Here is a 16,242-nt window from a genome sequence, read left to right as displayed (position 1 = left end):
ACGTATTAAGATAGTCCTGCTAGCTTTTTCTTTTTCGCTGCTTTTTCACGTTCGTTTTTGTCTAAAATTTTCTTTCTTAAGCGAATGGATTCAGGAGTTATTTCACAGTATTCATCTTCATTCAAATACTCGAGAGATTCTTCCAATGACATAATCCGTGGTTTTTTCATACCAGTTGTTTGTTCTTTTGTAGCTGAACGAATATTTGTTTGCTGCTTCATTTTACAAATATTTACAACTAGATCATTTTCACGGTTATGCTCGCCTACAATCATACCTTGATAAACTTCTGTTCCTGGTTCAACAAATATGACCCCGCGATCTTCAACACCTTGAATTCCGTAAGAGGTGGATTTTCCGTTTTCCATAGAAATCAGCACACCTTGACGACGCCCGCCAACTTGGCCAGACTGCATAGGAGCATAGTTATCAAACGTATGATTGATAATGCCATATCCTCTTGTTAACGACAAAAACTCTGTGCTGTACCCAATTAATCCACGAGAAGGAACATGGAATATTAAACGAACTTGGCCGTTTCCATTGTTAATCATATCAAGCATTTCACCTTTGCGGGCTCCAACTGATTCCATAACGGCTCCAGTGTATTCCTCAGGCACATCGATTTGAACTCGTTCAACTGGTTCAGACCGAACACCATTGATTTCTTTTACAATAACCTCTGGCTTAGACACCTGCAGCTCATAGCCTTCACGTCTCATATTTTCAATTAAAATCGATAAATGAAGCTCACCGCGCCCCGAAACCACCCAAGCATCAGGTGAATCAGTAGGGTCAACTCGCAGGCTGACATCTGTTTGCAGCTGCTGCATCAAACGTTCTTCGATTTTTCTTGATGTAACAAATTTCCCTTCGCGGCCAGCAAAAGGACTGTTGTTGACAAGGAAAGTCATCTGTAAGGTTGGTTCGTCAATCCGAAGAACAGGCAGAGCATCCTGATGATCAACTGGACAAACCGTTTCTCCGACATTGATGTCCTCCATACCTGAAACTGCGATTAAGTCGCCAGCATGAGCTTCTTCAATTTCAACTCTTTTTAAGCCTTGGAAGCCAAAGATCTTTGACACTCGGAAATTTTTCACAGAGCCGTCTAATTTCATAAGAGAGACCTGTTGACCTACTTTCATTGTTCCTCTAAATACACGGCCAATCCCAATACGGCCAACATAATCGTTATAATCAAGTAAAGCTACTTGGAATTGAAGCTGTTCATCCCTATTATCAACTGGTGCAGGGATATGCTTAACAATTGCTTCAAAAAGAGACTCCATGTTTTCTTCCTGGTTAGCTGGGTTTGGATCTGTAGAGGCAGTACCATTAATCGCTGATGCAAAAATAACAGGGAACTCAAGCTGCTCTTCATTAGCATCAAGCTCGATAAATAAGTCGATTACTTCATCAACCACTTCTTCCGGTCTTGCAAAGTCACGGTCAATTTTGTTTACCACTACAATCGGGTTCAAATTCTGTTCAAGAGCCTTTTTCAGAACAAACCTAGTTTGGGGCATACAGCCTTCATAGGCATCGACAACAAGTAAAACACCATCAACCATTTTCATGATCCGCTCTACTTCTCCGCCAAAGTCAGCATGACCAGGTGTATCCAGAATGTTAATACGTGTGTCTTTATAATTAATCGCCGTATTTTTTGCCAGGATGGTGATACCGCGTTCACGCTCTAAATCGTTTGAGTCCATTGCTCTTTCTGCAATTTGCTCATTCACACGGAAAGTCCCAGCCTGATGTAACAATTGATCAACCAATGTCGTTTTTCCATGGTCAACATGGGCAATAATCGCAATGTTTCGAAGATCGTTTCGAAGTTTCACAATTTCATCTCCTAAAAGTTTAAAATATAGTAAATCTTCCTTTCGGGTGAAAATAATCACTCAAAAGGTTAGATGAACAATTCCGGTTCTAACGGGATAAACCTACGATATTATAACATAAAGATTGTAGAAAAGCGGAATCTTTTTCTGTAAACTATTAGTAAGGTTAAATTTAAGGGGTTGTACAACAATGAAAATCGGAAATTGGTTCTTTCTTGTCCTTGCTTTTTTAGCAGCTGCCTGTATGGTAATGACTGGTGTTGCTGTTGGATTTCGAAGTGTTTTAGGCATTGTTTTATCGATTGTCGGCTTAATCATAGTTATGGGCTTCGGGTTTGTAATGAAAAAGAAAATGAGTGAACGAAATGGTTCATAATCCATAAAATGAATAATTCATCAGTGGGGGTTTCTTCATCCCCGACTGATGGCTAACTTTTTAGGTATGTAAAAAACGTTTCATTTTTTTGAAACATTTTCTTCAATTATAGAGATTTCCCTCCATTTCTATCAAATGATGCAAGGGATAACATAATAATGAGATATATATGGCGCATAACATTTTCAATTCCCCATAGATTTAGGGGGTGTAGTAAGGTAGCTTTCAATCAAGTAAGGAAAAGGCAATACCAAAAAGACGCTGCTCATTCATTTTGAAAAAAAGGTAGAGCGCCTAATTCTTGATCTATTGCAGTTTATTACATTGGATTATATTGCTTAGGGTCGAGCTTTTTACGAAAAGCTCCATCGTGAAATATTTTAAGAGCCTGTTTTTGAATAAAAATTGATCAAAACAGGCTCTTTTATATTTAGTTTACATCGGATAGGATTTTCACTTTCCATTAATCAATGATCATGTTGTATATTTGAATCCTCTTTAATCATGAAAGACAGATAGTGTCCCCGCTTTATATTTTGAAAAATCGGGTTAGCTTAGGTAATGGTATCAATTTAGATAAATTTAGATTGTTTTCATTCGCTTTACTTTTGATGCGTCCAAATAAGGTACTTAAAAACTCTTCCCATACAGCAGAAATTGTCTTTTTGTTATTTTCATTTTCCTTAAGCATTTGAATGGATAAATTCAACGCCTCATCTAAATGGAGTAATGATTGTTTCAACTGTTGAATGATTTGCCTATCTTTTTCAGACACACGCTCCCCTCCTCTCATCATTCCTATCTATTCCGCAATATCTTCAACCACTTCGTTGTACTCAATAACTAATTGGTTGTTTACATGTTTTTTCATTCGTTCAGCTTTTACCTCTGCCACCATGTCTTCAAGTCCTTCCTTGGCTGAAACAATGAAGAAACGCATTTCACGAGACACTTGTCCAACGAGTGGTTTTAATGTTTCTCTTGCAACAGGCAGCAACGTCGAAGCAGCCACTATAATGACCGAACCTACTATGAATCGATGAAGATTAGTTTGAAACATTCTGCTTCCTCCTTTTTAATTAATTTCCTAGGGTGAAATCTTTAGCCTGCCATAGCAAGTGGTTCCTTTTGTAACAATTTCTTTGGAGCTTGAATCACCTTAACCACAGATTTTGCAAGGAAGGCGGACATTCCTGCCACAAGGAAAATAGGGAGCCAACTTGTCAATGATAGTGCACTTGTTTTAAAAATTGTGTTTAAACCAGGAATATAGATTGTTGAAAGCAATGCGATGGACGATACGCCTACAGCACCGATTAAGAATCGGTCTTTTGACCAATCTTTTACAGATTCAGTTTGTCCTTCTTGTCTCCATGAAAATGTTTGAATGAGCTGTCCAACTACTAGAGCTGCAAAGGCTGTTGTCTGTGCTACAGCTATTGGGGCTCCCATTGACAGGCTGGTCACAAACAATCCTAATGAACCAATTCCTAACAAAAGTCCTCTAGTAATGACTTGTTGGTATAGTTCCTTATCTGCAATTTCTTGCCGTTTTCTTTCCTTCGTTTTGCTTCCAGGATTAACGGCAAGCACCATAGCTGGTAATGCATCCGTTATTAAATTCATAAGTAAAATCTGAATAGGAACGATTGGCAGCGGAAGGCCTGCAATAACAGCCGTACTTGTGACAATGATTTCGGCTAAATTTCCACATAATAAACATCCCAATGCTTTTCTAATATTACCAATGATAGTTCTGCCTTCTTTTACACCATCAACTATCGCACCAAAATGGTCTTCCTTAAGTACCATATCCGATGTTTCTTTCGTTAACTGAGTTCCTGACCGGCCCATTGCTATTCCAACATCTGCCTTCTTAATCGCTAGTGAATCATTGACGCCATCACCAGTCATTGCTACTATATACCCTTTATTCTGCAGCGTTGTTACGATTCGAAGCTTATGGTTTGGTGTTACGCGAGCATAAATTCGAATGTCATCTATTCTTCTCTCAAATTCCGAATCGGAAAGCTGATTCAGTTGTTCTCCAGTAAGCACTTGATCATGTGAATATCCAATACCAATTTGCTTTGCAATGGATAAAGCAGTAATTGGGTGATCTCCTGTGATCATAATTGGAGTGATATCTAAATTTATTGCTTCTCGAATGCTATCTTTCACTTCTTCTTTTGGAGGGTCAATCATTCCAACCATTCCAATGTAAGTTAACCCATTCTCCATCTCATTATGGCATTCTTCATCCTTTTTCAGCTTACGAAAAGCAAAACCTAAAACTCTATATGAATCTTCTGCATATTTTTCTGCTTGCTGTAAAATAGATTCCCTCATGATTTTAGTTAGCGGGACTTTTTTTCCATTTACCTGCACAGTTTTGCAATGTGAGATGATTTTTTCAATTGACCCCTTAGTAAAAACAAAACATTCCTTATCATTAGTTTTTTGACGGCATGCAACTGTCATCATTCCTCGATCTGAATCAAACGGGACCTCATATTCCCGCTTCCACTCTGATAAAGTTTCAGATAATGAAGGGTATTTCCTTGTTACAGTCAGCAAAGCCCCTTCTGTTGGATCTCCTTTCACGATCCATTTGCTGTTCTCTTGTTCTATTGTGGAGTTATTACATAATAACCCAATCTGCAGCAATTGATTTAAATCTTTATGAGCTTCAATTCTGCCATCATCTAACTGTATTTCTCCAATTGGGTTATATCCTTCACCGGTAACATTAAATTCTTGTTTATAAGTGGCTATCTTTTTGATAGTCATTTCATTTTTGGTCAAGGTTCCGGTTTTATCAGAGCAGATGACGTTAACCCTTCCTAGGGTTTCCAGTGCTGAAAGCTTTCTGGTTAAAGAGTCTTTCTTAGCCATTCGAAGAATCCCAGCAGTCAGAGCAATTGTGATGGTAACAGGCAATCCCTCTGGAATTGCTGAGGCTGTTAGAGCAAGAGACGTCGTCATCATATTTGTCAATGGTATTCCGCGTATTAAACCCGCTATAAACACAATTCCTCCAATCAGAAGTGCTCCTTTCATAAAAGCCTTGCTGATTTGAGTAACTTGCTTTTGTAATGGTGTTTCCTGTTCTTCATGATCAGAAAGCATCATAAAAAGCCGGCCAATTTCAGTTTGATTTCCTGTTTGAACGACAACTGCTTTTCCTTTCCCTCTCGTTATATGTGTTCCCATATACAACATGTTAGCGCGATCCGTAATTGGTATTTCCCTTTCAATTGGCTGCCTATTTTTCTGTACTGGCAATGATTCTCCAGTTAGCGTTGATTCATCGACTTCTAGATTCCATGCCTGTATGATTCGTAAATCTGCTGGGACGCGTTCTCCAGATTCAAGTTCAACGATATCTCCTGGCACAAGCTCCTCTGCAGAAACTTCATAAATTTCACCATTTCGAATGACTTTACATTTAGGAGGGACAAATTTGGTCATTGTCTGAACTGCCTGTTTTGCTTTTCGTTCCTGAAAAGTTCCAACTCCTGCATTTAATAATAAAATGGTTCCCATTGCTAAGCCGTCAAACAAATGACCAGTGAACATACTTATAAGAGCGGTTACTCCTAAAATAGCCATTGCGAATTCCTTAAATTGGCTGATATATGATTTAAACCAATGTTCACCTTGTTTTGCTTGAAGTTTATTTTTCCCGTAAGACTTTGTCCAAGTTTTTATCAATTTATCATTTAATCCAGATAAGGGGCTAGATTGAAAGCGCTCCACAATGTCTTCTGAAGTACATGCATGCCAATCCATTTCTGGCTGCTTCAATTCTTCTTTATCCCGGATTATTTTTTGCAGCATCATCTTTTCACTTCTATGCTTGGCATGAACTAAAAAACTTAATATTAAGGCGTCTCCTACCAATGCAAGTAAAGGGGCAGAAGCAAAAGCGGTTAATGCAATTGCTGGTCCAAATAAATTCCAAACCTTCGTAACCCTCATATGTTTCTGTGTAGTGTGTTTTAATTGCTGGACAATTTTTATCGTTTCAGATAATTCGTTTAGCTTGGCTGCTTCGATTGTCGGATAAAAAGAAGCAATTTTGCGTTCTTGCTTTGACTTTTCCCCATGAACAAATAAAACTTCTTCTCGCTTTTTATGTTTAATCTCTTCTAAAGTTAAAACATTTAGGTGAGGAAATGCCTCTTCTATTTTTTTACTATATCCGCCTTGAGAAAAGGCTATATTCGTGCCTTTAGGCAGCGTCTCAGTGAAGCCTGCAATTTCTTTATTCAAGGCGTCGTTCATTTTGGAGAAGAGGGCGTCATCTTCAAAAACAAAGGTATTGATCTGGGATAATTGATACATTGACCCGTTTTCAGGTTTCACCAATCCGCTTTCTTTTGCCAGCAATTCTGCCTGATTCCATGTATATTCAGCAGATACGATAGCTGGTCTCGGGTTCGCTGTTAATAAAACTCCCAGTGCAGCAATTGGGTTACGAGTAATAGCCAATGTTGTAATAGTAGCTACTATTCCTAACATTCCTGTCCTTTTCGTATATCGTTTGATTTCAGGTGAGACTGTAGGTTCATCCAGCCAGTTATCTCGGACCGCATCTCTTCTTTTCCAATTTAAATATTGAAGAAGCGAGAGTCCTGCTAAAACAACAAGGTTTTCTCGTACTAAAGCTAGTGCAAGAGAACTAGCACCTAATACAAAATCTACTAAAGCACCTTTTCGATTCCCTATTCTCTCGATTCCACGGCGAAAAAAAGGATATCCCGTTGCAACTGCAAATGCACTGCTCAAATAAAAAGGGACAGGATGGCGGGCTAATGCTGATCGCCCTAAAAAAAGCTGCTTCAAACCTAATGCACAAAATCCACCTACTGACAATGTTAATGGCAGAGGGGCATTTTCCTTAGGCTTAGATTGTTTAGGCATAGTATTGGTAAACGGCAGGACATTTGCTGCCTCTGAAGTTGCCGCAACTTGTTCTTCCGTATCGTGATCTTTTTCAGCTTCTGAGTTATCATCGTAATATTGATGATCACGTTTCCAAGCTACTTCTTCAAACTTCGTTAATAAAGGAAGCAGCTGATCAATTGATAGAATTTCTTCATTATAATGAAGAAGGATACATCCCCTGGAAACTGAAGTTTTAACTGATGTGACACCGTCAATGGTAGAAAAAATTTCTACAAATTTTTCAGCCCGTTCAGGATTTTCAAATATCCCATAAAGCTCCATCCGGAGTCTACCCGGAATGACATGGTAGTATCTTTTTTTCACTTCCGGAATCATAAAAGCACCCCCTTTGTGAATTTATTGTAAATTTTTATATAAACAATATTTTAGTCATTTAAAGAGGGTTTATACGTAAAAAACTCATATTATTTTGGATAAAATCATGGGCAGTGGTAATAATGTAAAGTAATTGTTAAATTTTATGGAGGTTATTATTAATGAAAAGATTTTTTTCACTTTCTAATCCATTAGGGATTGTCATTACAGCAGCAACATTGATCTTAACAGTTTCCCCTGAAGCGAGAAGAGGGACAAAGAAGCTCTTGGTTAAAGGCGTAGGTTCTGCCTTAGCATTAGGAGATCAAATCAAACATTTAACTACGGGTGCCAGATTACAATTATCCTCTTTAATGGAAGAAGCTAAACATGAAAAAGAAACAATGGAATTGCCGAATATGAAAGATGCTATGATGGAAATGACAGAGAGGGGAATGGAAAAATCAAAGGAAACGATTCATCAAGCAAAAGCGACCTTTGGCAGTATGTTTTCTGAACCTAATGATTCTCATTCAATGGACTCTTCTCCAATTAATGTAATGAATGATCATTCTCTTAAACAAAAGATGAGTGAGATAGAAAATCAATTACATTAACATCTAAATGATGAACTTCATATGCATCCTATCTAATTAATGAAGAAAAAAGGATAAGCAGCCTGAGTACAACTATTCAATGTGTTCAGGCTGTTCCTTTATTCGGGAAACGGGCAATTGGGTTTTTAACACAAAAAACTGACCCTATTCAGTCAGCAATTTTTATCTAATAATAACTTCTCCTATTTGGTGACCTAATTGACATCCGATTTGCCAACCTAATAGACCACCAATTAGTGAACCGAATAATGTCCCTATTCCTGGAAGAACACTTGAACCTATTGCTGCACCGAAAGATAATCCTGCAGCAAAACCACAACCACCCGCAATATTTTTTGTTGTAGCTTTACTGTATTGTCTCCAATTCATCTTCCCTCTTATTAAAGAAAACGTATCATCAATTTGAGATAAACCACCGGTTAAAACTCCTGACATTGTATTTGCCACTACCATTGTTTTCTTCACCTTCCTTTTTAGATAGATTGCCCCAAAATGTATAATTATAAAAGTGAGACTTCCTCCACTGGGAGGTTATATCTTCGCCCATTCTTAAGGCAGCTATCCCCCTTATCTTCTTAATCCCTCCGTAGGTTGAGATAATTGATTTACATAGGAACTTATCATTTATGTTTAAGACATAAATAACTCTCATTTTTTATTATGAATAGCAAAATTTTGTTTTAAAACAACTCCGGTATCAGATATTTTAATCAGTTAATTTCCACAACTTAGAAAAATCCTGCCTGAATATTAACTTTACATTCATTTCATACTACCTATAATAAATTAGCTTCTATCAAGTTTAATGACGGGAATTTGATTTTGTTATATAAGGTTTATGAAATTTTTATTACTAAATTTTATTAAGGATGGCATTTACAATGAAGGAAATTTCTAAATTGGATTCCACAAAAAAGTTAGAAGATTATTCATACTATAACAATCGTGAATTAAGTTGGTTAGCATTTAATCAACGGGTGTTGGAAGAGGCAATGGATGAAGGTAACCTGTTGTTAGAGAGGTTTAAATTTCTATCGATTTTCAGCTCTAATTTAGATGAATTTTTTATGGTTCGAGTAGCTGGTTTAAAAGATCAAGTCAAAGCAGGATTTAATAAGCCTGATAACAAAGTCGGCTTGATGCCAAAAGAACAATTAAAACGTATATCTGAAAAAACACATGAAATGATTGAATTACAATACCGGGCATTTAACGATTGTCTCCTCCCTGCACTAAAAGGAGAAGGCGTCTCCATCAAATCAATTGAAGAAGTAAATGAGGGGCAGCTTGCCTTTTTGGAAACACAATTTGATGAAGAGATCTTTCACGTTTTAACTCCAATGGCTATCGATGCCTATCACCCATTTCCAAAGTTGTTAAATAAAAGTCTAAATTTAGCAATTGTTATCAAGGAAAGCAGACAAAAAGGGATGCAAATTGGAAAGGAAAATGGAAAACTTGCAATCGTCCGTGTGCCTGCAGTGCTAGATCGTTTTGTAGAGTTGCCATGTCATCTTGATAAAAGGGAATTTATTTTATTAGAGGATGTTATAGCCCACTTTATCCATAAATTATTTAAAGGGTATGTATTGAAAAGTGTTACATCTTTTCGCATCACAAGAAATGCTGATCTAACGATTGATGAAGAAGGGGCAGGAGATTTGTTACAAGTTATCGAGAAAGAATTGAAGAAACGAAAATGGGGAGATGAAGTCCGCCTTGAAATACAAGGTCCCAATCACGATCAAAATGTATTAACCTACTTACAAGACGAACTTGAAATTCATGAGAATGACACATATGTAATTGAGGGCCCACTCGATTTAACCTTTTTATTCTCGTTCTATAAATGTATTCAAGAAACACATGAACATCTTGTAGATGAACTATTTATTCCGAGGATAACCCAAGATTTAGTATCTGATGACAATATTTTTGAACAAGTATTAAAACAAGATATCCTGCTTCATCATCCATATGATTCATTTGAACCTGTCATTGATTTTGTTTCCTGCGCGGCAGATGATCCATGTGTTTTAGCGATTAAGCAAACCTTATATCGTGTGAGTGGGGACTCCCCCATTATTAACGCATTGAAACGTGCCGCAGAAAATGGGAAGCAAGTAACTGTTTTAGTTGAGTTAAAAGCACGTTTTGATGAGGAAAACAATGTACAGTGGGCAAAAGAATTGGAACAGTCAGGCTGCCAAGTCATTTATGGTATGACAAACCTAAAAACTCATAGCAAAATAACTCATATTGTACGACGGAAAAAGGGACGAATTGAGCCGTTTGTTCATTTAGGTACAGGGAATTACAATGATGTCACATCAAAGCTTTATACAGACGTAGGTTTGATTACAGCAAATAGAAAAATCGGGATTGACGGAACAAATTTTTTTCACTATTTAAGCGGTTATATGGAAAAGCCTGCTTATCATTATTTGTCTGTGTCGCCTTTCGATATTCGCAAAGATTTTATTTCATTAATTAACGATGAGATTGAGTTCCAACACACCTGCAAAAATGGGCATATTATCGCAAAAATGAATTCATTAACAGATAAAACGTTAATTCAAAAGTTATATGAGGCTTCCAATGCCGGTGTGAAAATTGAGCTGATCGTAAGAGGTATTTGCTGCTTAAAACCCGGTATTAAAGGAGTTAGTGAAAACATTCATGTCCGCAGCATCCTAGGCCGTTTTTTAGAACATAGCCGAATCTACTATTTTCACCATAATGGTGAAGAAAAAATCTTTTGTTCGTCTGCTGATATGATGACACGGAATATGGAAAATCGAGTTGAAATTTTATTTCCAATCCTTGATTATCGTCTGAAAAAACGAATTCAAAAATGGATGTCCATTTGGTTGGCTGATAATGTAAAAGCTCGTGAACAAGATAAAGATGGCAATTATTATTATGTAGAACGTACAAAAGATGAACCGAAAATTAATAGCCAAATGGAAATTGTTCGATTTTAAGAAGCATCTATATTTTTCCAACGAATCATTTTATGAAGTAATTACTGTTCCAAAGTAAAACAAGTACTTTTGAAATTAGAATAAAATTAAACCTTACTAGTTAATTTAGTTCACAAAAAGGTCCTTTATTATGGAAAGTACAGGTGTTACCAGTCCAAATCCAACATAAAGGACAACACTATGAAATCTTCATTTTGTAAATGGGTTACACCCATCACTAAAAAAATAGTTCATGAACAGGTAAATGCTAAAAAGGTTGGATAAGTACACTAAGAAACTTGCAACAGTGGCTTTTATCAAGTTATTCTCCCAGCCACACAGGAGAACGCTTCTCTATGTAGGCCGCAACTCCTTCAGCAAAGTCCTTGCTTCCATAAACTTTAGAAATCACATCCATAAACTCTTGTTCAGAATGAATGATACCATTATTCCTGTTAAGTCTGCTTAGAGCCTCTTTCGTTGCATCGACAGTTAATGGGGCATTCTTACTAATTTGTGCGGCGATCTCCAGTACCTTATTAAAAAAGTCTTCTTCTTCAAAAATGGCAGTTAAAAACCCAATAGAATAGGCTTCTTCAGCAGAAACAAGCCTGGCAGTATAGAGCAGCTCCTTAGTGCGCATTGAACCTAATTCCTTGGCTAACCTTTGATAATTATCAAGACTAAGGCAGTTTCCAAGTGTCCGAGCCATAGGTGCTCCAAATTTTGCATTTGCTGTTGCGTAACGCAGGTCACAGACAGTTGAGATAATCATCCCCCCTCCAACCGCGTACCCATTAACCGCTGCTATCGTTGGTCTTGGAAATGATGCCACCTTATTCATAATCAGATCTATTTTCTTTTCATAGTTAAGACCATCCTGACCAGTAAAGCCTCTAAACTGGCTAATATCTGTACCTGCCGCCAATGCCTTATCCCCATCTCCGCGAATGACTAGTACTCGATTCGTAGTGTCGGCGGCAAGTGCGGTTAAATGTTCTTCCAGCCGTTGATACATCTCCCAAGTCATTGCATTAAGCGCACTTGGACGAGAAAGCGTCAATTGAGCAACCGCACCAAAACGGTCAAGTATGACGGACCCAGCTTCAAAGGTATTTTTAACGGACATTTTTCATCTCCCCTTACAATAGAATTGAGAGCAATAGCTTTCTACTATGGCATTAGTTTATAGTTGTTTTTGGGTATCAACGAATAGTTTTCATCCTTTATTTTAGATTTTTTAAATTCAAATCCTATTCTCTTTATAACGCTTGCCATTATTACGGTAGAACGATGCACCTTCTTGAGCCCGCTCTAATAAATTGCTTGATGCTTCTTTTAATTCTTTAGCAGGGACGCCCGCAGCAAGCATTCTTTCCTCAATTATTTTATTTTCTGTGACTAGAGCTCCTGCTGCCATAAAAGCCTGTTTTTTTATGACAGCTCCATTTAAAACCGTTCCATTCATACCAATTACAGCATCCTCTTCAATCTTACATCCATGTATCACACAATTATGTCCAACGGTGACATTCTTTCCTATATACACAGGATAACCTGGATCGGAATGTACAACTGCTCCATCCTGAACATTTGCTCCTTCATCAATCAATAACTTTTCATTATCCCCTCTAAGAACCGCATTAAACCAAATGGATGCATTTGCTTTAATTTCTACATTTCCGATAATTTGTGCACCAGGAGCGATATAAGCAGATGGATCGATGATAGGTGAATAGTCGTTTAATCGAAAGATTCCCAATTAGAAGCCCTCCTTCATTGTTCTGATGTTCCCTATATCCTTAGCAATAGCTAGTGCAACCAGCCAATAAGTTTTTATCTTTCCTTATCGGGAACTAACTTGAGGATAATGATCTACAATACCTTTTTCTCTATACGTTTGGATGTCGTCTTTCGAGTAACCGAGCTTACTTAATACTTCTTCTGTATGCTCTCCTAAAAGTGGTGCAGGTGTTTCAATGTTCACCTTCGTTTCCGAAAACTTTGTTGGAGACCCGATGACTTTCATCTTTCCTAAAAGGGAATGTTCCAGTTCCATGATCATTTCTCTTTCAAGGTAGTGTTCATTGCTAACCGCTTCCGCGAAATTATTAATCGGGCCAGCTGGTACACCAGCCTGTTCACATTTATTAATCCAGTAGCTGGAATCCATCTTTGTTGTCATTTCTTCAATTTCTCTCTCAAGCACTTCAACATTCTCGTGCCGGAGAGAATTAGTTATATACCTGCCATCTTTGAGCCACTCGGGCTTATTAAGAACATCTAAACAAAATCTTTCCCATGTCCTTTGATTAGCACAACCTACCATCATATAAGAATCCTTTGTTTGTATCGCTTGATACGGAGCCGATACTCTGTGTCTCCAACCTGATGGTTCTGGGATTGTCCCATTAGCGAAATAGGCAGCTGCTTCCCAAGTAAACCATGGGAGACCACATTCTGCTAAAGAGATATCAACTTGTTGACCTTTTCCCGTTTTTAGTTTGTGAATATAAGCAGCCAAAATGGCATATGCTGCCGTAATTCCAGCACCAATATCATATACCGCTACTCCTGATTTTAATGGTCTCTCACCTGGCAGACCTGTCATGCTCATCAATCCAGTCATTCCTTGGGCAACTAAATCAAATCCTCCTTTATGTGAGTAAGGACCCGTTTGACCGAAGCCTGAGATCGAACAATAGATCATCCCTTCATTCAACTGATTCATCGATTCATAATCGATTCCTAAAGATTTGGTTACACCCGGACGATAATTCTCAACCATAATATCTGCCTCTTTTGCTAGCTCATTGAAGATCTTTTTACCCTCTTCCGTTTTTAAATTAAGAGCAACACTTTTCTTATTTCTATTAATCTGAAAAAAACAGGTAGATTCTCCATTTACATAAGGGCCCATTTGTCTAGAATCATCGCCGCCATTAACCTTTTCTATTTTGATTACCTCTGCACCTAAATCAGCTAACACCATCGTACAATAAGGACCAGCCATAATTTGGGATGCATCTAATACCTTTACCCCTTTAAGTGGACCCATCTTACCATCACTCCTTTATTTTTCTAACCCCTACAATTTCTGGTAATATTTCTCGTAATTTTGAACGAAAAGCGCAAGGCGCCCGCCTATCGGCGACAAGCATAAGACGAGCCGGCTGGAAGGTTGTTCTTTAACCTTCTCGGGCGGATTGGCTTATGACCTAAGGGCCGATGGCGCCTGAAGCTGGACATCGATACTAACTTTAACACGTTAATACTTTAATTAACTTAAACTTTCTGATTTTTTAAAAAGATACTTACATTTTTTATTGGTACACATAAACTAATCGTTATTTTATAAGCTCTTTATCGTATATTGAATACTGTATACAGTATTCAATATACGATAATCTTAACCATTGCATCCAAATAAGTCAATGAATTTTCTCACTATTTTGAAAATCGATCTATTTACTTTTCAGTTACAATTAAGAATCTAGGTAATGAAAGGAACCCAGCCTATTCTTGATGCCTGAGATAGCTTGATAAAAATTACCTTTAAGTCAACTGATCAAAGGATCTTCTTCTTAAATTCCTCGCAAAAGAATGATTATCGAGAGTAATTCGGAGCGAAATCTACAAACTCTTAACCCCACGGCACTCCAATTAATACGAATACCAACCAAGCCAGCCCAGGTCCTAGAACAACAATAAAACCAGCAACGGTCAATAGTTTCGTATAAAATTCACGTTCTTTCATTCCTTGTGCATTCGCGACCAGCAATGCCCCGCTTGTAGAAAAAGGACTTAAATCCACGATACTTGAGGCAATCGAGATTGCTGCAATAACACCAACCGTCGACATCGTTGGATCCTGAAGAATCGGAGCTGCCAGCGGTATAATAGCCGCCAAGAAACCTGTCGTTGAGGCAAACGCTGAGATTATTCCACCTACGTATGAAGCTGCGAGAGCTGCGATAACCGGGCTATCCACTGAAGCTATTAAGTCAGTCAAATAATCAAGAGCACCAATACTTTCAAGCACTCCTACATATGTCACAATTCCAGTGATCATAAAAATTACCGTCCATGGTAAATTCGCCAGAACCTTTGCATTTTTTTGCGGAGCAATTAGTGTAAGAGCCAAGCCTACGATGAGAGCAGAGAAGCCCATGTTCATTTCTAACACCAGCGCCATGACGATAAGAACAACTATCCCCAATAGAGTCATTCCTCTATACCAAGTTAGCCCAGTCTCCTTACTATCTATACCATCTTCCACAGTAGCTGCTACATAAACTTGAGATGAGTCCTGCTGTTTTAACAAGCGCAGGCCACCCATTGCTACAAATAAAATAAGTGCAGCTATTGTGCTGAAGAGTACGGTGTTTAAGAAGAGCAGCGCTGGTTCATGAGGTATGGAACTTGTTTCCATAACTCCTTTAACGATTAAGCCAAAGAGATTAAGCGGGGAGAATGCGCCAGCAGTTGATGCGATCACTACTAAGCACCCCATCATAACAGGATTTATTTTATATTGGGCAGCTAATCGTAACGCAATTGGAGCTATAATCATGACACAAGCAGTAGCTTGTGTGCCAATGCTTGCCAAAAGCAGCGTTAGCATAAACATTACCCATGGCATCAAACCGACTCTTCCTCTTACCAATTTCAGACCCCAGCCTGTGATCAAATCGATTGTGCCGTTATTCTGCACAATTGCAAAGAAAAAAGTGACTCCCGCAAGCAGGACGAATAGATCTCCAGGATAACCAGCAAATATGTCGTCAACTTCCATCCCAGCAACTACAGATCCAACGAAATAAGCAGCAACAAAACCCAAAAGGCCAATGTTTATCGGTAAGATTGAGCCAATGATGAACATCAGCAAAAGTATAAGTATTGCGATGAGCTCAATACTCATATGATTACCCCCTTGTTCAAATAGTGAAATCCATCCCTATTTTCAATAGTAATCTATAAATCTTGTATTATCTTACTGATCTTGAAGTACAAATCGTAATCGTTATAAGAAAAGAAACCTTAATTTTTTTATATTAAAAAATAGGACAAGTCTAAATGACATTTCCTGCTCATTTCTGTAACTTCACTCCTTTTACAGGTGTATGATAGCGCTTCCATTTTATTGTTTACAAAAAAATCTCTGTAATTTC

12 protein-coding genes are annotated in these 16,242 nt (G+C 37.9%); 3 read left to right on the top strand and 9 right to left on the bottom strand.

Annotated features, from left to right (window positions below):
• Positions 1 to 5: 5 nt before the first annotated feature.
• The gene (gene typA / locus IC621_RS11915; RefSeq protein ID WP_191158534.1) at positions 6 to 1,850 is read right to left on the bottom strand and encodes a translational GTPase TypA; all 1,845 of its coding nucleotides are present in this window, start codon (positions 1,848 to 1,850) and stop codon (positions 6 to 8) included.
• 190 nt (positions 1,851 to 2,040) lie between these two features.
• Here typA and IC621_RS11910 point away from each other — a divergent pair, with 190 nt between their 5' ends.
• A complete protein-coding gene (locus tag IC621_RS11910) occupies positions 2,041 to 2,226 on the top strand; it encodes a YlaF family protein (RefSeq protein WP_191158533.1) in 186 nt (61 codons plus the stop codon).
• Between the two features lie 529 nt (positions 2,227 to 2,755).
• Here the strand turns inward: IC621_RS11910 and IC621_RS11905 are convergent.
• From IC621_RS11905 to IC621_RS11895, 3 genes are read right to left on the bottom strand one after another with little or no spacing between them, the layout of a single operon-like run.
• Positions 2,756 to 3,001, bottom strand: a complete 246-nt coding sequence (locus tag IC621_RS11905; protein ID WP_191158532.1) for a hypothetical protein — start codon at positions 2,999 to 3,001, stop codon at positions 2,756 to 2,758.
• A 27-nt stretch (positions 3,002 to 3,028) separates the two neighbouring features.
• A complete protein-coding gene (locus IC621_RS11900) occupies positions 3,029 to 3,286 on the bottom strand; it encodes a hypothetical protein (protein WP_191158531.1) in 258 nt (85 codons plus the stop codon).
• A gap of 41 nt (positions 3,287 to 3,327) precedes the next feature.
• Positions 3,328 to 7,512 carry a cation-translocating P-type ATPase gene (locus tag IC621_RS11895; protein ID WP_191158530.1) on the bottom strand — a complete coding sequence of 1,395 codons (4,185 nt, stop codon included), beginning with the start codon at positions 7,510 to 7,512 and terminating at the stop codon, positions 3,328 to 3,330.
• Positions 7,513 to 7,673: 161 nt separating this feature from the next.
• Here IC621_RS11895 and IC621_RS11890 point away from each other — a divergent pair, with 161 nt between their 5' ends.
• A complete protein-coding gene (locus IC621_RS11890) occupies positions 7,674 to 8,108 on the top strand; it encodes a hypothetical protein (protein WP_191158529.1) in 435 nt (144 codons plus the stop codon).
• A gap of 162 nt (positions 8,109 to 8,270) precedes the next feature.
• On the opposite strand, the gene IC621_RS11885 is transcribed toward IC621_RS11890, so the two are convergent.
• The gene (locus IC621_RS11885; protein WP_191158528.1) at positions 8,271 to 8,561 is read right to left on the bottom strand and encodes a glycine zipper domain-containing protein; all 291 of its coding nucleotides are present in this window, start codon (positions 8,559 to 8,561) and stop codon (positions 8,271 to 8,273) included.
• 428 nt (positions 8,562 to 8,989) lie between these two features.
• On the opposite strand from IC621_RS11885, the gene IC621_RS11880 reads away from it, so the two are divergent.
• Positions 8,990 to 11,092: an RNA degradosome polyphosphate kinase gene (locus tag IC621_RS11880; RefSeq protein WP_191158527.1), complete on the top strand. Its 2,103-nt coding sequence runs from the start codon at positions 8,990 to 8,992 to the stop codon at positions 11,090 to 11,092.
• Positions 11,093 to 11,393: 301 nt separating this feature from the next.
• Here the strand turns inward: IC621_RS11880 and IC621_RS11875 are convergent, their stop codons facing one another.
• The 4 genes from IC621_RS11875 to IC621_RS11860 all read right to left on the bottom strand — a co-directional run bounded on the left by IC621_RS11875 (position 11,394) and on the right by IC621_RS11860 (position 15,992).
• On the bottom strand, positions 11,394 to 12,200 hold the full coding sequence (locus IC621_RS11875) for an enoyl-CoA hydratase (RefSeq protein WP_191158526.1): 807 nt from the start codon (positions 12,198 to 12,200) through the stop codon (positions 11,394 to 11,396).
• Between the two features lie 117 nt (positions 12,201 to 12,317).
• Positions 12,318 to 12,833: a gamma carbonic anhydrase family protein gene (locus IC621_RS11870; RefSeq protein ID WP_191158525.1), complete on the bottom strand. Its 516-nt coding sequence runs from the start codon at positions 12,831 to 12,833 to the stop codon at positions 12,318 to 12,320.
• Positions 12,834 to 12,917: 84 nt separating this feature from the next.
• Positions 12,918 to 14,129, bottom strand: a complete 1,212-nt coding sequence (locus IC621_RS11865; protein ID WP_191158524.1) for a CaiB/BaiF CoA transferase family protein — start codon at positions 14,127 to 14,129, stop codon at positions 12,918 to 12,920.
• 585 nt (positions 14,130 to 14,714) lie between these two features.
• Positions 14,715 to 15,992: an SLC13 family permease gene (locus IC621_RS11860; protein WP_191158523.1), complete on the bottom strand. Its 1,278-nt coding sequence runs from the start codon at positions 15,990 to 15,992 to the stop codon at positions 14,715 to 14,717.
• Between the last annotated feature and the right edge of the window lie 250 nt (positions 15,993 to 16,242).

The sequence above is a fragment of the Metabacillus arenae genome, assembly GCF_014773385.1.
GTDB classification, from domain to species: Bacteria; Bacillota; Bacilli; order Bacillales; family Bacillaceae; genus Metabacillus_D; species Metabacillus_D arenae.
Note: the sequence above shows the minus strand (reverse complement) of the source record. Positions and strands in the feature narration are given on the sequence as shown.